The organism is Caulobacter sp. GW821-FHT11A05 (genome assembly GCF_058809015.1).
On sequence record NZ_JBXASF010000001.1, the window covers coordinates 474,245 to 491,697 of the forward strand.

Consider the following 17,453-nt stretch of genomic DNA (forward strand, 5'->3'; position numbering starts at 1 on the left):
GGCCCGATGGCGACTGCGTCGACGTATCGCGGGGGCGATCCGCCGGTATCCGACCGGCGTTGTCGGGCGTTAGACTGGGATCATGAAGCACGTCCCGAACATCCTCACCCTCGGCCGACTGGTCCTCACCCTGCTGGTGTTCCTGGCGCTGCTGGCCGGTGTCACCCTGCCGACCTCCGGGCCGCCGCTGCTGCATTTCGCCTTCTGGGGCTTCGTGATCGCCGCCGTCACTGACTTCTTCGACGGCTGGCTGGCTCGCAAGTACCAGGTCGAGAGCCTGACCGGGGCCATCCTCGACCCGATCGCCGACAAGGTGCTGGTGGCCGGGGCCATCGTCGGCCTGGCCATCCACGGCGACGCCATCGCCGCCCTGACCGGCGGCCTGATCCTGTTCCGCGAGTTCTCGATCAGCGCCCTGCGCGAGGTCCTGGCCCCGCGCGGCCTGCGTCTGCCGGTGACCATGCTGGCCAAATGGAAGACCACCCTGCAGCTGGTCGCCCTGGCCGCCGCCCTGCTGCGCCTGACCGAGCCGCAGTGGATGACGGGCCAGATCAGCCTGGGCGTCGACATCGCCCTCTGGGCCGCCGCCGCCGTCACCGTCTGGACCGGCGTCGAGTACGGCCTGGCTGCTCGCAAGGCCCTCAAGGGGTAGCTATTCGGCGGCCAGCAGGAAGGGCGCCTCCCGCTCGGCCTCGTCGTCGACCACCTCGGGATCGGTCGGCCCGAACAGCAGCCAGTCGGTCTCCACCGCCTGCCGGTCTGCCCGCATCAGCCGCATCAGGACGCACGCGCCGATCGCCTGGAACACCATGATCGCCTCCGGACTCAATTTATGAAATTGAGAATTACTCGCAACTGAGGCGATGGCAAGGCGAGAAGTGAAGGTGCGACCCGGCGCGCCCTAGGACATCGGCGGTGGCGGGGGCGGCGGATCGGGCAGGGGGATGAACTCGTCGTGGTCGAGGTCGGGCAGCTTCATGCGGCCGGCCCGCCAGTCGGCCTTGGCCTGGTCGATCCGCTCCTTGCTGGAGGAGACGAAGTTCCAGTCGATGAAGCGCGGGCCCACCGGCTCGCCGCCGAGCAGCATGACGGTGCTGGGCTCCAGGGCGGTGACCGGGATGGTGTCGCCGGGTTGGAAGACAGCCATCTGGCCGGTGTGCAGGGTCCTGCCGTCGATCTCGACGCTGCCCTTGGCGACATAGGCGGCGCGTTCGGGATACTCGGCCGGCAGGGCGGCCGTGGCCCCGGCGGCCAGCTCCCAGTGGACGTAGAACAGGGGCGAGAAGACCGGCACCTTGGCCTCGGCCCCGAAGGCCTTGCCGGCCACCAGGCGGGCGCTCAGGCCGCCGGCTTCGTAGAAGGGCAGTTCGTCATTGCCTTCGTGGTGGCTGAAGGCGGGGGCGGCCTCTTCTGACTCGGTGGGTAATGCGAGCCAGGTCTGGATGCCGTCCATGCGGCCGCCGCTGGCGCGCAGCTCCTCGAAGCGTTCGGAGTGGGTGATGCCGCTGCCGGCGGTCATCCAGTTGACCTCGCCCGGCCGGATGACGATCTCGCTGCCGACGCTGTCGCGGTGGGTCATCGACCCCTCGAACAGGTAGCTGAGGGTGGAGAGGCCGATGTGGGGATGGGGCCGCACGTCGACGGTTCGCGGAAAGCCCGGCTGGAACTCGGCGGGACCCATGTGGTCGAAGAAGATGAAGGGCCCGACCATCCGGTGCGGCGCATAGGGCAGCACCCGCCCCACCTCGAAGCCGCCCAGGTCCTTGCGCCGCTGGTCGATGACGAGTTCGATCATGGTGACCTCCTGATTTCGGGTCACCTTGCAGCGGTTCAGGTTCGGGTCAATGGCGGACGTAGGTTGCGCAGATCATGCCCCGGGCGACGGCATGCTTGCGCAGCAGATCGCGCACCTGCGGCCGGCCGGGCGCGCCGGTGAAGCCGCTGGCGGCGTCGAGGGCGTAGATCTGGGCGACGTAGCGGTGCGGCCCGTGGCCCGGCGGCGGGTCGGGCGGCAGGTAGCCGGCGGCGAGGAAGCTGTTGAGACCGGTGTGGGGGTGGTCCTCGTCGTCCTGGGTGGCGATGGCGCCTTCCTTGAGGATGCCGTCATGGGCCGGCAGGTCGTAGACAATGGCGTGGACCAGGGGCGCGAGGGTGGGACTGTCGGCGTCCTCGATGACCAGCAGCAACGAGGCCGCCCCGGCCGGCACGCCATGCCAGGCGAAGGGCGGCGACAGGCCCTCGCCGTCGACGGTGAACCGCCGGGGCAGATTGGGGGCGTCGAAGGCGGCGCTCTCCAGGGTCAGGGTCTCGGGCACGGCCTTGAGGGCTGGGTCATGATAGAGCACCTTCTCCAAGCCGGGTCGAACGCCCTGCAGGGCGTGACCGAGGATGGCCGGCAGTTTCTCGAGCATCAGGAGTCTCCTGCAGCGGAAACCCGTGGAACCCCCGGCCGGTTCAATCCTATGGGAAGGGGAGCGTCAGGATCTGGGCCGTCTGCGGCTTGGCGCCGGTCAGCGGCTTGCCGTCGCCGCCATAGCCGGCCCAGCCGCCGCGGCCGATCACCGCCATGCCGCCCGGCATGGCCGCGCCCAGGGTCAGGTCGTCGAGCGCCGGATGGTTGGCGGCGGCCACCTTCATGCCCTCGATCTCGCGGCAGTTGACGCTGATCCGCAGCATGATCAGCCGGGCCGGCGAGACGCCGTTCTGGGTGGCGACCACGGCCATCGGATAGGGCCTGGCGTTGCGCATCTGGTAGTCGTAGCTGACCTTGAACAGCCCGTCGGTCCCGGCCATGGCGACATGCATGCCGCCGACCGGCTCCAGCTTGCCGCTCTTCAGGTCCAGCCGGTGCAGGCCGGTCGGGTAGTCCGCGATCAGAAGGGCGTCCTCGCCCTCGCAGGCGACCAGGCCCTGAGGCGAGCCCAGTTCGTTGCTGGCCAGCGCGGTCTCCAGCCCCTTGGCCCCCGGCGTGAGCCGATAGATGGCGGCGCCGACCGAGGCGCTGGCGTAGACCGTCCCGTTCGTGGCGACGACCACGTCACCCAGCTGCACGGGGCCGGGCGCGCCTTCGACCGGGTAGCGGGCCAGGATGGCGCCGGTCCGGCCGTCGATCTTCAGGAGGGCGGTGCGGGCCGCGCCGGCCGAGCCGGGGATTTCCGGGCCCGAGGCCTCGGCGGCCCAGACCGTCTGGCCATCGACCGCCAGGCCGAAGATGCCGCCGGTCTCGGCGTCGGCCTTGAGGAACGGAGTGGCCACGCCCTTGGCGTCGACCCTGTAGATCATGTGCTCGGTGACGCTGCTGACCAGCCAGCCATCGCCCTGCCGCGCCAGACCTTCATAGATCGGTCCGGCCTTGGGCAGGCTGGCGGCGATGGTCGGAACCCCCGCCGGCTTGGCGTTGGTGGCCAGCCTGGCGGCGACCGGGGCGAAATCCGGGCGGGCGGCCAGGGTGGAGAGCGCCTTGTCGCCGACGACGTCCCAGATCAGGCCGAGGTTGGCGTAGGCGCCCATGTGGGCCACCGCCTCGGTCGGCTTGCCGGCGGCGACCTCGACCCGGGCCAGGCGGATCAGGGAGCCGGGGCTGTGCGGGTAGAGGGCCAGGGCCTCCTCCAGCAGAGACTCCGCCTTGGCCAGGTCAGAGGCCTGGGCCGCCGCGCCGGCCTCCTTGCGCAGGCGGAAGTACTGTTCTAGCCGGCTCTCGGGCGCGCTGGCGGCCAGGCAGAGGGCGGCGGCCAGGGTCAGGCTGACGGCGCGGATCATGGTAGGCTCCCCTTGCTCGAGGCTGAGCCTGCGTCACGGAGCGGCGGTCGGCAAACTAAGGATTGGTAATGTCGCCCGCTTCGGCCCAGCGGTCGGCGAATTGGCAGAGCGTCAGGAAGGCCTCCAGCAATTCGCCGCCGGGCGCTGTGAGGCCGTGGCCGGCGCCCGGCGGGGCGCCAGCATTTGGGCCAACGCGGCAACACGAAGTTGTGTCAAATGAACCTGGGTATGTGAGCAACGTCCGCGCACCGAATCCTCTAACCTTCGAGAGCTGGGCGTGGCGTGAGGTTCTGTGGCTTTCGGTCCACAGAATCGACAAGGAGGTCACATGTCCAAGAAATCCTGGATCGATGCTGATCACTATCGGATCACGTCGGACGATGGTCGACAGTCCCATACCTACTACGCGGGAAGCTGGTTCAGCTACGGGATCGACACCTGTGTTGACGTCACGGACCACCATCGAGATGGGACCAACACGTCCTATGAACCACGCGGGTTCTTCGAGACCATTCTTTCCGGCGGCGACGACCGCGGAAGCAAAAAATAGTCAGCGTGGGCCGACATAGGAGTCGGCCAACTGCCTCAAGCCCTACCCGTGCGGGCTCACATACGGGCTGACCAGGCCCAGCGGCACGGCGGTGCTGTTCTTGACGCCGCGGATGACGATGCGGCTTTCGATGTTGGAGACCAGGCCCAGCGACAGGATCTTGTCGCGCAGGAAGTCGTCGAAGGCGTGCATGTCGCGGGTGACGATGCGCATCTCGTAGTCGGCCGCGCCGGTCACCGTGGCGCACTGCACCACTTCCGGCCATTTGAGGACGGAGCTTTCGAAGCGCTCAAGGTTTTCCTTGGTCGGCAGGGAGAGCTTGACCGTGCAGTACACCTCGAAGGCCAGACCCAGAAGTTCGCGATCCAGGATGGTCACCCGACGCTGGATGACGCCGGCGTCCTCTAGCCGTTTGATGCGGCGCCAGCAGGGGCTGGACGACAGGCCGACGCGTTCGGCGATCTCGGCCACCGACAGCCCGGCGTCGTGCTGGATCAAATCCAGAATCTTTGCGTCAACTGCGTCGAGAGGCTCAGACAAACTTTGTTCCCCCGGGAAGGCCAAAAACGGCCCCGTTCGTGCCGACTCACGCCCCTGTACGGGCATGGCTTTGGCAAACATTTTCTCCGGACTTGTATGATCTTGCAAGCCGACTGACCCTTCCCGCAGGAAAGATTTTTCAATGCGCCACTCAGAAGTGACGTTGGACGACAAATATCTTCTAGAAGACGGTCGTGCCTTCGTCACCGGCGTGCAGGCCCTGATCAGGGTCATGCTCGACCGCCGGCGGCTCGATCTGCGCGATGGGCTGAACACCGCCGGCTATGTTTCCGGCTATCGCGGCAGCCCCCTCGGGGGCCTGGATCAGCAGGCGGCGCGGGCCCGCAAGCTGCTTACGGCGCACGAAGTCGTCTTTCAGGAAGGCCTCAACGAGGACCTGGCGGCGACCGCCGTCTGGGGCAGCCAGCAGGCCAACCTGTTCCCCGGCGCCAAGTTCGATGGCGTCTACGGCCTGTGGTACGGCAAGGCGCCAGGGGTAGATCGCACTGGCGATGTCTTCAAACACGCCAACTTCGCCGGCGTCATGCCCAAGGGCGGGGTGCTGGCCATCGCCGGCGACGACCACAATTGCAAGTCCTCGACCCTGCCCAGCCAGTCGGAGTTCGCCTTCCAGGACTTCGAGATGCCGGTGCTGTCGCCGGCCGACGTGCAGGAGGTGCTGGACTACGGCCTGCTCGGCATTTCGATGTCGCGCTTCAGCGGCCTCTGGGTCGGCATGATCGCCCTGGCCGACACCATGGACAGCGGCGTCACCATCGACGTGTCGCTGGACCGCCACCACCACGTCTATCCCGAATTCCCCATGCCGCCTGGGGGCTTGCACATCCGCACCAAGGACCAGCCGCTGGAGAAGGAGACCCGTCTCCGCAATCACAAGCTCCCCGCCGCCCTGGCCTTCGCCCGCGCCAACGGCATCGACAAGGTGGTGCTGGCGGCGCGTCAGCCACGCCTCGGCATCGTTTGCCAGGGCCAGGCCTACAAGGATGTGCTGGAAGCCTTCCAGGCGATGAACATCACGCTCGACGAAGCGGCCGCCATGGGCATCTCGATCTACAAGGTCGGCATGCCCTGGCCACTGGAGCCGCAGGGCCTGCGGGCCTTCGCCGCCGGTCTCGAGACCCTGATGGTCATCGAGCACAAGCGGGCCCTGATCGAGCCCCAGGCCCGGGCCGCCCTCTACGACCTCCCGGCCCACGCCCGGCCCAACGTCATCGGCAAGCGTAACGAGCAGGGCGATGTGCTGATGGAGGACACCGGCAGCCTGACCGTGGCCGCCATCGCCCTGGACCTCTACAGCCGCCTGCCCGAGGGCCCGGCCAAGCAGCGGGCCAGCGCCTACCTCGACCGCGTCTCGGCGGCCGGCGTCGCCGCCGTCAGCTTGGCGTCCGATCAGCAGCGCAAGCCCTTCTTCTGCTCGGGCTGCCCGCACAACACCTCGACCCGGGTGCCGGACGGTAGCCGGGCCCTGGCCGGCATCGGCTGCCACTACATGGCCGGCTTCAACGACCCCTCGACCGACCTCAACACCCACATGGGCGGCGAGGGCCTGACCTGGGTGGGGGCCTCGCCCTTCACCACCGAGAAGCACGTCTTCCAGAACCTCGGCGACGGCACCTACAACCACTCCGGCTCGCTGGCGATCCGCGGCGCGATCGCGGCCAAGGCCAACATCACCTACAAGCTGCTGTTCAATGACGCCGTCGCCATGACCGGCGGGCAGAGCGCCGAGAGCGGCTTCACCCCGGCCCAGATCACCCGCCAGCTGGCCGCCGAGGGGGTGACCAGGACGGTCATCGTGGTCGACGAGGTCGAGCGCTACCAGGGCGTCACCGACTTGGCGCCGAACGTTCAGATCTTCCCGCGCCGGGAGCTCAACAGGGTCCAGGAGGAACTGCGGGAGACGGAAGGCGTCACCGTCCTCCTCTACGACCAGACCTGCGCCACCGAGAAGCGCCGCCGGCGCAAGCGCGGCCTGATGCCCAAGGCGACCACCCGGGTGTTCATCAACCCGCTGGTCTGCGAGGGCTGCGGCGATTGCTCGAAGAAGTCCAACTGCGTCTCGGTCGAGCCGCTGAACACCGAGTTCGGCCGCAAGCGGGCGATCAATCAGTCGACCTGTAACCAGGACTACAGCTGCGTCGACGGCTTCTGCCCCAGCTTCATCACCCTCGATGGGGCAGAGAACGCCGCCGCCAAGAAGATGCCGGCCCTGACGGCGGATTCCACGCCGCTGCCGACCTTCGAGCCGGTCGAGGGCGTGCGCCGCATCCTGTTCACCGGCATCGGCGGCACCGGGGTGACCACCGTCGCCTCCATCCTGGCCATGGCCGCCCATGTCGACGGCCGCGCCGCCAGCGTCGTCGACATGACCGGTCTCGCCCAAAAGGGCGGCTCGGTGTTCAGCCATGTGAAGATCGGCGAGACCGAAACCACCATCGTCGGCGGCCGGGTGCCGGCGGCCAGCGCCGATGTGCTGATCGCCTGCGACCTGCTGGTCGCCGCCTCGCCTGAAGCCCTGGCGCTGTTCTCGAAGCAGAAGACGGTCGCGTTCGGCAACGCCGACTTCTCGCCGACCGCCGACTTCGTGACCAACCGCGACGTCCGCTACGACACCGCCGGCATGGCCCGGCGCATCAAGGGCGCCACGAAGGACTACAACGCCTGTCCGTCGCAGGCCCTGTCGCTGCACAAGCTGGGCGACGAGATCTACGCCAACATGATCATGCTGGGCTTCGCCTGGCAGAAGGGCGTGATCCCGGTTTCCAGCCGCGCCATGTACCGGGCCATCAAGCTGAACGGCGTCGACGCCGAGGCCAACATGCAGGCCTTCGAGGTCGGCCGCAAAGCCGCCGTCGACGAGGCCTTCAAGGGCCTGCCGGAAGACCAGGTGCCGACCCCCGAGACCATGCCGCTGGAGGAGCTGATCGCCCACCGCACGGCCGAACTGGTCGGCTATCAGAACCAGGCCTACGCCGACCGCTATGCGAAGCGGGTGGCCCAGGTCCGCGCCACCGAAACCGCCGTGGGCGGCGGCGACAGCCTGACCCGGGCCGTGGCCGTCAACCTCTACAAGCTGATGGCCTACAAGGACGAGTACGAGGTCGCCCGGCTCTACACCGACGGCCGCTTCGCCAAGGAACTGGCCGGGGTGTTCAAGGGCGGCAAGGCCAAGATTTGGCTGTCGCCGCCTTGGATCGCCCCCAAGGGCCCGGACGGCAAGCCGCAGAAGATCGCCGTTGGGGGCTGGGCGCTGACCGTGCTGTTCCCGATCCTGGCCAAGATGAAGGGCCTGCGCGGTGGTCCCTTCGACGTCGCCGGCATGAGCGAGGAGCGGCGCATGGAGCGCGGCCTGATCACCGCTTACGAGGCCAACCTCGACCGCCTGCTGGCCGGTCTCGACGCCGACCACCTTTCGCTCGCCGCCCGCATCGCCGCCATCCCGGACAAGATCCGCGGCTACGGCCATGTGAAGGAGGCCAGCGTCAAGGTCGCCGAGCGCGAGGAAGCGGCGCTGTGGGCCCAGTGGGAGAAGAAGGCGGCGGCCTGAAGCTCTCGCCGGTTTCCCGACTCTGTGTTGGGCTGGCGACATGAACAAGCCGGTGAAGCCTGAGGCCGTCTTCGTCGCGGCCGGCGCCTTCGCCGATCAGCTTGAGTTCAACACCCGCGACGATGTCGAGGCCATCCGCCGTTCGATTGAGGCCTCCAAGGCGGCTGACGACTATGTCGACGCTGAGACCGTGTTCGCCGATCTGCGCGGTCGCTATGGCGTGGCTGGGGTTTAGGGCAGCTTTGCGCTGGCCCACTGGACGATGGACTCAGCCGGCATGGCCCCGCTGGTGCGGGCGAGCTCGCGGCCCTTGTGGAACAGGACCATCGTCGGGATCGAGCGGATGTTGTAGCGGGCGGCGATGGCCGATTGCGCCTCGGTGTCGAGCTTGCCGAGGCGGACCTTGGGCTCGAGCTGGCCGGCCGCTTTCGCGAAGGCCGGGGCCATGGCCTGGCAGGGACCGCACCAGGCGGCCCAGAAGTCGACCAGCAGCGGCAGGTCGGAGGCCTTGGCGTGGCGATCGAAGCTGGCGGCGCTGAGTTCGACGGGCTTGGCGACGAACAGGGGATTCTTGCAGACGCCGCATTTAGGGCCGGCGGCGAGCCTGGCCTTCGGCACGCGGTTGAGGGCGGCGTCGACCGGGCAGGCGATGACGAGCGTGTCGGCGGTCGTGGCGGTGTCGGTCATCTGGCGCTCCGCCGGGGAGAACCCGGTGGAGCGGAGATGGTTTCGGAGAGGGCGGTCCTCAAGAGACCCGCTCGAAGTCCATGTCCCAGTTGACCTCCCAGGTCTTGCCGTTGTCCGGCGAGAAGGCCTGGCTCCAGTGGGCGGTGGCGGGAGTGATCTTCGACCAGGTGAAGCGGACCAGGATCGGCTTGCCCTCGAACACATCCTCGCCGACGAAGGTCCCGACGCCGTCCTTGAAACCGCCGTGCACCGGCGGTTCGATGCTGGGGTAGCGGGCGTCGAGCCACCAGATCGACCAGCGGTTCAGCTTCGCATCGAACCGACGCACCCCGCTGGCGCCATAGGCGTCGCCCGGGATGTTCAGGATGTTGTCGTCGAAATTGCCCAGGCCCCCCATGGTCTTGCGGCACTGACACCAGCCCTCGAACGGGACCCATTCGGTCGAGCCAGCCAGCCGGGCCTTCAGCCGCCGGTGCCTGACCCGCCAGGAGCCGAGCAGGAAGTCGAAGTCCTTGCGGCCGTCCGCCGCCGGCGCCGGCCCCTGAATCAGCGAGCGGGCGGTCGGTTGCAGCCGCTGAACCTCCATCGGTCCGGTCAGGCGCGGGGCGAGGCTGCGGTAGAAGGCGCCGGCCGGCCCGGCGGCGAACAGGGCCTGGGCCTGCTCGCTCTCGAAGGCCTGGAACCAGAGGAAGACGGTGAGGTCCTGCCGCACCGGCAGGCGGGGATAGCTGTTGGGGCCCGGATCGGTGGCGAAGGCGGCGAGCACGGGCGCGCCGGCGGCGGCCAGGGCCGGGGCCACGTCACGGGCGAAGGCCTGGGCGAAGGCGGTTTCCTCACCCTTGCGGATCGGACAGACGGTGGCGGTGATCACGGCCGTGGAGCGGGCCTGCGAACCGATGGCGGCGCGGCTCAGGCCGGTGAGGTCAAAGCCGGCGCCGATGGGGTTCAGCTGCAGCACATTGTCGGAGTCGACGATGGTGGCGTTGGCGGCGGTGCGGTTCGCCTGCCAGACGGGGCCGGTGTAGAAGCCGTCGAGGGCGTCGTGGCGGGCCTGCGCATCCGCGAAACCCCGCAGCCAGACGAACCGGTCCGGGTTGTCGAGGTCGCGGAAGGTTCCCAGCACCGCGGCGCCCAGCGCCTCCTGGGATTCGATGAATTTCTCCTCGAACAGGGCGATCAGGTCGTCGCGGCGACCCGGCTGCATGGCGTACTGGCGCAGTTCGACGATACACTGCTGGCCGGCAGCCTGGGCGGGTAGGGCGAGTCCGGCGGCGGTCGCCGCGGCGGCGGTGAGGATGTCTCGGCGGGTCATTGGAAGCCTCCTGGCAAAACGAGGCGCGAGGACTAAGCCCGCCTACCTGACAAGACCTGTCAGGATTTATCAGGCAGAGTGGAAAAATGCGTTCGAGCCGCCTCCTCTCCATCCTCATGCTGCTGCAGACCCGTGGCCGGATGACCGCCGAGAAGCTGGCGGCCGAGTTCGAGGTCTCGGTCCGCACCCTCTATCGCGACATCGACGCCCTGAGCGCCGCCGGCGTGCCGGTCTACGCCGACCGCGGGCCAGGCGGCGGCTTCGCCCTGCTGGACGGCTATCGCACCCGGCTGACCGGCCTGACCGACCAGGAGGCTCACACCCTGATTCTGGCCGGCCTGCCCGGGCCGGCGGCGCAGCTGGGGCTGGGCCAGGCCATGGCCGACGCCCAGCTCAAGGTGCTCAGCGCCCTGCCGGAGGGCCCGGGGGCGGCGGCGATGCGGGCTCAGGCGCGGATTCATCTCGATCCGGTCGGCTGGTTCCGCCAGGCCGACGGCGGCGACTGGCTGACGGTGCTGGCCGACGGCCTGTGGCGCGACCGGCGGCTGGCCGTGCGCTACGGCCCGCGCCGGCCGGTCGATCTGCTGCTCGAACCCCTCGGCCTCGTGCTCAAGGCCGGCGCCTGGTACCTCATTGCCCGCTCCAAAGGTGAGGTCCGCACCTACCGCGCCTCGCAGGTGATCGCCGCAGAGGTGACGGAGGAGGGCTTCGAGCGGCCGGCCGGGTTCGACCTGGGCGCCCACTGGACACGGGCCCAGGCCGACTATGCGGAGAGCCTCAAACAGGGTGTCGCCCGGCTGAAGGTCAGCCCCGAGGCGCTCTACGCCCTGCGACGTGACGGGGTGGAGGTGACGAACCTGGGCGAAGGGATCGTCGAGACGCCGATGGAAAGCCCCGACTGGACCGCCCGCGACCTGCTGCGGCTGGGGACCGGCGTCGAAGTGCTGGAGCCACCGGTCCTGCGGGCGCGGATGGGCCAGCTGGCGGCGGAGATCGCGGCGCTGTACGGGTGATCCCGTTTCTTCCGCTCATCCCGGCGAATGCCGGGACCCAGCCGCGTGATCTCGGGCCGGGCAAGCAAATCCATAGGCATCCTTCGAGTGACCGAGCTCTACGAAATGGGTCCCGGCATTCGCCGGGATGAGCGGATTCAAAATCTGGCACCATAGCTGTTGCATATGGCAAGAGCGTTCCTATCTAGGCTCTCGATGGCGCAAACAACCCGCCAGATGGGAGACAAGACATGATCGACCGCCGCCCCTTCGAGCAGCTCGGCCATGCCAACCACGGCTGGCTCAACGCCCGCCACCACTTTTCCTTCGCCAACTGGTACGAGCCCACCCGCATGGGCTGGGGCGACCTGCGTGTCTGGAACGACGACGAGATCGCGCCCAAGTCGGGCTTTCCGCCGCACCCGCACGCCGACATGGAAATCATCACCTATGTCCGCAGCGGGGCGATCACCCACCAGGACAGCCTGGGCAACACCGGCCGCACCGAGGCCGGCGATGTGCAGGTGATGAGCGCCGGCTCGGGCATCCGCCACGCCGAGTACAATCTGGAAGACGAGACCACGACCCTGTTCCAGCTGTGGATCCAGCCGCAGACCCAAGGCGGCGAGCCCAGCTGGGGCGCCAAGCCCTTCCCCAAGGGCGACCGCTCCGGCCGGTTCGTGGCCCTGGCCAGCGGCCTCGACGACGAGGGCGCCCTGCCGATCCGGGCCAAGGCGCGGGTGCTGGGGGCGACGCTGAAGGCCGGCGAGACCGCGACCTATGATCTCGCCGACGGACGCCATGCCTATCTGGTCGCCGCCGCCGGCGCGGTCGAGGTCAACGGCGTTGCCTTGGCGACGCGGGACGGCGCGGCCATTCGTGACGAAAGTGTCCTGAGGGTAACCGCCGTCAGCGACGCCGAAATCGTTCTGGTTGATTCCAACTAGACAATCGCGCAACATGTAGCTGCGGGCCGGTCGCGGTGCGACCGGCCCTTTTTCGTTGACGTCCAATGGGTTAGCCTCGTAACGCTCCGGCGAAACGGCGTTATTGGATCTTGGGCAGCACGTGCGATTTGACCTGATCAAGATTATGCTGGTGGACGACAACCAGCACATGCGCATGCTGATCGGCGAAATCCTGCGAGCCATCGGCGTCAAGATCGTCCACGAGGCCACCGACGGGGCCGAGGCGCTGCAGATCATGCGCAAACACGCCATCGACATCGTCATGACCGACCTGGCCATGCAGCCGCTGGATGGCATCGATTTCGTGCGCCTGCTGCGCAACTCGCCCGACAGCCCCAACCAGATGTGCCCGGTCATCATGATCACCGGCCATTCGACCCAGAAGCGCGTCACCGAGGCGCGCGACGCCGGCGTGACCGAATTCCTCGCCAAGCCGGTGACGGCCCGCGGCGTCATCGATCGTATCACCCGGGTGGTCGAGTTTCCCCGGCCCTTCATCCGCAATGAGGACTATTTCGGCCCCGATCGCCGCCGGCGCGCCGACCCGCAGTTCACCGGCCCCTGGCGCCGGGGGAGCGACGAGGACAAGCAGCGCCTTGGCTGATTAAACCGAAAGCGCGCAGCTCTCGTTGATGGTCGGGCGCGAGATGACCACCCGGCACAGGCCCGGGAAGCGCGGCTTCAGGGCCCCGGCGAAATACAGGCAGAGGTGTTCCAGGGTCGGGGTCTCGAGGCCCGGCTTGTCGTTGAGCAGGCCGTGGTCCAGCTGGGCGGCGACCGCCTTCAGCTCGGCGTCCAGTTCGCCCAGGTCCGTCACCCAGCCCATCGGGCCGCTGATCTCGCCGCGCACCGTCGCCTCGACCCGGAAGCTGTGGCCGTGCAGGCGCGTGTAGGGGCTGTCCACCGGGCCGTTGGGGAAATGGTGGGCGGCGTCGAAGGTGGCGGCCTTCGTGATCTCGAATTGGGGCGTGGTCATCGATGCAATAGAATGGCTGGCCGAGGCTCAAAGCCTCAGGCGATGCCGAGGTATTTGTGGGTTTGGGTGCTTAAACGCCACCTGGGGTGGGAAAGGCAATAGGCGATGCAGGCGGCGGTGGCCGCCTCGCGGTCCGGCCCATCCATCGGCTGCAGGTAGAATCGCTCGAAATCGAGGCCCGCGAACCGCTCCGGATCGACCCCGACCTGTGGCCAGACCAGCTTCAGCTCCTGGCCCCGGGTCTGCACGACCGGGGCGTCTGCCTTGGGACTGACGCAGACCCAGTCGATGCCGGCCGGCGCTTCGAGGGTGCCGTTGGTCTCCACGGCGATGGAAAAGCCGCGCGCATGCAGGGCCTCGATGGCCGCCGCGTCCAGCTGCAGCAGCGGCTCGCCGCCGGTGCAGACCACCAGCCGCTCATCCGGGCCGCCGGTCCAGGCCGCCTCGACCGCCTCGGCCAGCTTTTCGGCGCTCCTGAAACGGCCGCCGCCCGGCCCGTTGGTTCCGACGAAATCGGTGTCGCAGAAGGTGCAGACGGCGCTGGCCCGATCCCTCTCGCGGCCGGACCACAGGTTGCAGCCGGCGAAGCGGCAGAACACCGCCGCCCTGCCGGCCTGGCCGCCCTCACCCTGCAGGGTGAGGAAGATCTCCTTGACCGCATAGCTCATCGACCCAGCCCTCGGAGTTCGAGCCCTCGGGGGGACGGCCTTTCGGTCGTGGACGCGCGCGCGGAGGGAGGGAAGGGAGGCATGGCCGGGAACGGAGAGGAGGAGGCTGTTCTCTACACGAGCCCGCCCGGGGCCGAAACTCCCGTTACAAGGCGTTACGCTGAGCGAAAATCGCACGGCGGAAAGATGGCGGCGAGCGCCGAGTCGGGCGGCAGGCAACTTTCGAAGCGGCTTTGACTGTCGCGGCGTCAGCTTCCGCAGCGTCAATTCTCCCGCCAGTGGAGGAAGTCGCCCGGGGGCAGGAAAAGGGCGCGTTTATTGGGCCACAGTCAGGTGAAAAGCCGTAACCTATCGGCGTTCATCTACCCGCGGGACATTGACAGTCTTCAAACGCGCGTATGCAATCCATGGAAGCTGCGGGGGAGTGTCGCGCGTCCCCGACAGCAATCAAGACGCGACAATTGAGGAAACACACGGCGACCGCTGTTCAGGCCCTCTGAGGGCCGGCGGCGCCCGGGGAGGGTTAGAATGCACAATTCTCTGCGCCTGCGGAGGACGCTGGCTGTCAGCGCGTCCGCGTTTGCCATCATGGCCATCGCCGCGCCGGCCTTCGCTCAGGATGAACCAGCGCCGAGCGGCAACACCGTCGGTGAGCTGATCATCACGGCGCAGAAGCGCGAGGAAGCCATCCAGGACGTGCCGATCGCGGTGTCCGCCTTCAACCAGGAAACCCTGGAAAAGGCGAAGATCGACGGTGGTCCGAACCTGGTCCTGGCCATTCCGAACGTGAACTTCTCCAAGGGGAACTTCACCGGCTACAACTTCCAGATCCGCGGCATCGGCTCCAAGCTGGTGGCCGGTTCGGGCGACGCCGGCACCGGTATCCACCTGAACAACGCCCCGCTGACCGCCAACAACCTCTTCGAGTCGGAATTCTTCGACCTGGAGCGCGTCGAAGTGCTGCGCGGCCCGCAAGGCACCCTGTACGGCCGTAACGCCACGGGCGGCGTGGTCAACGTGATCACCGCCAAGCCGACCAACAATTTCGAAGCCATGATCCGCGGCGAGATCGGCAACTACGAGACCTACAAGCTGCGCGGCATGATCAACGTCCCGGTCGGCGACATGATCGCCATCCGCGCCGCCGCCAACGTGCTGCAACGCGACGGCTACGGCGAGAACCTCGTCACCGGCAACATGATTGATGACCGCGACCTGTGGAACACCCGCATCACGGTCAGCTTCGACCCGTCCGACACCTTCAGCACCTACCTGCTGTGGGACCACTTCGAGGAAGACGACAAGCGCTCGCGGATCGGCAAGCAGTTCTGCACCAAGGATCCGGGCCCGTCCTTCTACACCTACGCCGCCGACCCGGTGCGGGCGCAGGCGACCCGCGGCCTGCTGAGCCAAGGCTGCCAGGCGACCTCGCTGTACTCGGATAACGTCCTGGGCACCCCCAACAGCCAGGGCACCCTGGGCGGCCTGCTCGGCAACCTGTCTGGCCTGATCACCGGCGACGCCTACGCCGGCAAGATGCAGGATCCGGACATCCGCAACATCGAGTCCGCCATGGACCCGATCTACCAGGTCGAAACCGACATCATCCAGTTCGGCGCCACCTGGGACATCACCGACGAGCTGCAGGTCATCTCGCTGACCAACTACAGCGAAAACCACCTGTTCACGCAGCAGGACTACAACCGGGTCACCCCGATCACGACGTTCAACACCACGCCCGGCGCCTGTAACAACTTCTCGGGCCCCTGCGGCACGGTTGGCGTTCCGGTGGCGACCTATGCGGCGGTGTACGGCGCCGTCTTCCCGGGCGGCGTGGTCAACGACCCGCAGCTCGGCTCCCGCAACAGCTTCACCACCTTCGACATCTCCAACGCCAACGTTGAGCAGTGGTCGCAGGAACTGCGGCTGGCCTCGAACTTCGATGGCCCGCTCAACTTCAACATCGGGGGCATCTACCTCGACCTGAAGTCGGACGACGGCCACTACTACGTGTTCGGCAACACCCTGACCGGCCAGGCGCTGATCGCCAACGCCCTGGTCACCGGCAACCCGAACTGCTCGGCGACGACCGCGGGCTGTATCTTCATCGACCCGGCGTCGACGCCGACCGGCAACGGCCGCAACTACTTCGACAGCACCGGCGCCTACCACCTGAAGTCCCGCGCGGTCTTCGGTGAGGTCTACTGGCAGCTGTTTGAAAACTTCAAGATCACTGCCGGCGTGCGTTACACCCATGACCGCAAGCTGCAGGTGGGTCGCACCACGGCCCTGCTGGCGGCCAACTCCGGCGCCACGGCGGGCAGCGGCAGCACCCTGCCGACCACCCCGCCGGTCCTTCAGGCGGACTTCAAGGAAACCACCGGCCGTATCGGCGCCGACTGGAAGCCCTGGGACAACACCCTGCTCTACGGCTTCTACTCGCGCGGCTATAAGGCTGGCGGCATGAACCCGCCCTGCGCCGTTGGCGTCGCCTGCGCCGCGCCGACCTTCGCTCCGGAGTTCGTGGACGCCATCGAGTTCGGCACCAAGAACACCCTCTTCGACGGCCGGATGGTGCTGAACGCCACCTACTTCCACTACGACTACATCGGCTACCAGGTCTCGAAGATCACCAACCGCCAGTCGGTCAACGAGAACATCGACGCCGAGGTTCAAGGCCTCGAGTTCGAGACCATCTGGGAGCCGATCGACGACTTCCGCATCAACATGAACATCGGCATGCTCGACTCGGAGATCACCGATGGCGAGTCGATCGACGTGTTCGACCGCACCCAGGGCGACACCAGCCTGGTGGTGGTGAAGGCCAGCAACGCCAGCAACTGCGTCGCCAGCCGCGCCGGCGTCGGGGCCCTGATCAATGTGATCAACCTCGGCATCGTCTCGCCCTACACCATGCTCGGTGTCTGCAGCGGGGCCTTCGCCTCGCCGCTCAACCCGCTGGCCGGCTTCGGCGTCGTCTCCAACCCGGCCCTGCTGCCGGGTCTCGGCGACGGCGTCGCGGTCAACCTGAAGGGCAAGGAGCTGCCCAACGCGCCGAAGTACACCTTCTCGCTGGGCGCGCAGTACACCTGGCACATGGGCAGCTGGGACGCGACCCTGCGCGGCGACTACTACCGCCAGGACGACAGCTTCTCGCGAATCTACAACTCCGAGCCTGACAAGATCAAAGGCTGGGAGAACTTCAACGCCACGGTGACGGTCGGCAACGACAACATCGGTCTCTACTTCGAACTGTATGTGAAGAACCTGACCGATGAAGAGTCGATCACCGACACCTACCTGACCGACGACTCCTCGGGTCTGTTCCGGAACGCGTTCTACACCGAACCGCAGACCTTCGGCTTCTCGGTCACCAAGACCTTCGGCCAATAAGCCGAACGGCGGTATCTGAACTATGGGCGGCGGAGACCTC

Annotated in this window: 17 protein-coding genes; 8 read left to right on the top strand and 9 right to left on the bottom strand. The window is 67.6% G+C overall.

Annotated elements, in window-relative coordinates; all coding sequences use genetic code 11:
* Positions 1-82: 82 nt before the first annotated feature.
* The gene (gene pgsA / locus AC1RSK_RS02145; RefSeq protein ID WP_492905098.1) at positions 83-652 is read left to right on the top strand and encodes a CDP-diacylglycerol--glycerol-3-phosphate 3-phosphatidyltransferase; all 570 of its coding nucleotides are present in this window, start codon (positions 83-85) and stop codon (positions 650-652) included.
* On the opposite strand, the gene AC1RSK_RS02150 is transcribed toward pgsA, so the two are convergent.
* The 4 genes from AC1RSK_RS02150 to AC1RSK_RS02165 all read right to left on the bottom strand — a co-directional run bounded on the left by AC1RSK_RS02150 (position 653) and on the right by AC1RSK_RS02165 (position 3,759).
* A complete protein-coding gene (locus AC1RSK_RS02150) occupies positions 653-829 on the bottom strand; it encodes a hypothetical protein (protein ID WP_492905099.1) in 177 nt (58 codons plus the stop codon).
* Positions 830-901: 72 nt separating this feature from the next.
* Positions 902-1,795: a pirin family protein gene (locus AC1RSK_RS02155; RefSeq protein ID WP_492905100.1), complete on the bottom strand. Its 894-nt coding sequence runs from the start codon at positions 1,793-1,795 to the stop codon at positions 902-904.
* Positions 1,796-1,841: 46 nt separating this feature from the next.
* Positions 1,842-2,411: a YbhB/YbcL family Raf kinase inhibitor-like protein gene (locus AC1RSK_RS02160; protein ID WP_492905102.1), complete on the bottom strand. Its 570-nt coding sequence runs from the start codon at positions 2,409-2,411 to the stop codon at positions 1,842-1,844.
* A 49-nt stretch (positions 2,412-2,460) separates the two neighbouring features.
* Complete coding sequence (locus AC1RSK_RS02165; RefSeq protein WP_492905104.1) at positions 2,461-3,759, bottom strand: tetratricopeptide repeat protein; 1,299 nt, start codon at positions 3,757-3,759, stop codon at positions 2,461-2,463.
* Positions 3,760-4,087: 328 nt separating this feature from the next.
* Between AC1RSK_RS02165 and AC1RSK_RS02170 the strand changes: the two genes are divergently transcribed.
* Positions 4,088-4,309: a hypothetical protein gene (locus AC1RSK_RS02170; RefSeq protein WP_492905106.1), complete on the top strand. Its 222-nt coding sequence runs from the start codon at positions 4,088-4,090 to the stop codon at positions 4,307-4,309.
* Between the two features lie 42 nt (positions 4,310-4,351).
* On the opposite strand, the gene AC1RSK_RS02175 is transcribed toward AC1RSK_RS02170, so the two are convergent.
* Entirely contained in the window at positions 4,352-4,849 is a 498-nt protein-coding gene (locus tag AC1RSK_RS02175) for an Lrp/AsnC family transcriptional regulator (protein ID WP_271065916.1), read from the bottom strand.
* Between the two features lie 142 nt (positions 4,850-4,991).
* Here AC1RSK_RS02175 and AC1RSK_RS02180 point away from each other — a divergent pair, with 142 nt between their 5' ends.
* Together AC1RSK_RS02180 and AC1RSK_RS02185 are read left to right on the top strand one after the other, a co-directional pair.
* Positions 4,992-8,417 (top strand): indolepyruvate ferredoxin oxidoreductase family protein, encoded by a 3,426-nt coding sequence (locus tag AC1RSK_RS02180; RefSeq protein WP_492905107.1) that lies wholly within the window; start codon positions 4,992-4,994, stop codon positions 8,415-8,417.
* Positions 8,418-8,457: 40 nt separating this feature from the next.
* The gene (locus AC1RSK_RS02185; RefSeq protein WP_492905109.1) at positions 8,458-8,652 is read left to right on the top strand and encodes a hypothetical protein; all 195 of its coding nucleotides are present in this window, start codon (positions 8,458-8,460) and stop codon (positions 8,650-8,652) included.
* Here the strand turns inward: AC1RSK_RS02185 and trxC are convergent.
* Together trxC and AC1RSK_RS02195 are read right to left on the bottom strand one after the other, a co-directional pair.
* Entirely contained in the window at positions 8,649-9,104 is a 456-nt protein-coding gene (gene trxC / locus AC1RSK_RS02190; protein ID WP_492905111.1) for a thioredoxin TrxC, read from the bottom strand. The two genes, AC1RSK_RS02185 and trxC, sit on opposite strands and share 4 nt — an antisense overlap.
* A 58-nt stretch (positions 9,105-9,162) precedes the next feature.
* A complete protein-coding gene (locus AC1RSK_RS02195; protein WP_492905113.1) occupies positions 9,163-10,416 on the bottom strand; it encodes an NIPSNAP family protein in 1,254 nt (417 codons plus the stop codon).
* 86 nt (positions 10,417-10,502) lie between these two features.
* Between AC1RSK_RS02195 and AC1RSK_RS02200 the strand changes: the two genes are divergently transcribed.
* The 3 genes from AC1RSK_RS02200 (at position 10,503) to AC1RSK_RS02210 (ending at position 12,980) form a co-directional block, all read left to right on the top strand.
* Positions 10,503-11,429 (top strand): helix-turn-helix transcriptional regulator, encoded by a 927-nt coding sequence (locus tag AC1RSK_RS02200; RefSeq protein WP_492905115.1) that lies wholly within the window; start codon positions 10,503-10,505, stop codon positions 11,427-11,429.
* 230 nt (positions 11,430-11,659) lie between these two features.
* The gene (locus tag AC1RSK_RS02205) at positions 11,660-12,355 is read left to right on the top strand and encodes a pirin family protein (protein WP_492905117.1); all 696 of its coding nucleotides are present in this window, start codon (positions 11,660-11,662) and stop codon (positions 12,353-12,355) included.
* A 121-nt stretch (positions 12,356-12,476) separates the two neighbouring features.
* A complete protein-coding gene (locus AC1RSK_RS02210; protein WP_492905118.1) occupies positions 12,477-12,980 on the top strand; it encodes a response regulator in 504 nt (167 codons plus the stop codon).
* Here AC1RSK_RS02210 and AC1RSK_RS02215 read toward each other — a convergent pair whose 3' ends face one another.
* Both AC1RSK_RS02215 and queE read right to left on the bottom strand, forming a co-directional pair.
* Positions 12,981-13,352 carry a 6-pyruvoyl trahydropterin synthase family protein gene (locus AC1RSK_RS02215; protein ID WP_492905120.1) on the bottom strand — a complete coding sequence of 124 codons (372 nt, stop codon included), beginning with the start codon at positions 13,350-13,352 and terminating at the stop codon, positions 12,981-12,983. It lies immediately after the preceding gene.
* Positions 13,353-13,387: 35 nt separating this feature from the next.
* A complete protein-coding gene (gene queE, locus AC1RSK_RS02220) occupies positions 13,388-14,020 on the bottom strand; it encodes a 7-carboxy-7-deazaguanine synthase (RefSeq protein ID WP_492905122.1) in 633 nt (210 codons plus the stop codon).
* A gap of 528 nt (positions 14,021-14,548) precedes the next feature.
* On the opposite strand from queE, the gene AC1RSK_RS02225 reads away from it, so the two are divergent.
* A complete protein-coding gene (locus tag AC1RSK_RS02225; RefSeq protein WP_492905123.1) occupies positions 14,549-17,413 on the top strand; it encodes a TonB-dependent receptor in 2,865 nt (954 codons plus the stop codon).
* The last annotated feature ends 40 nt before the right edge of the window (positions 17,414-17,453 follow it).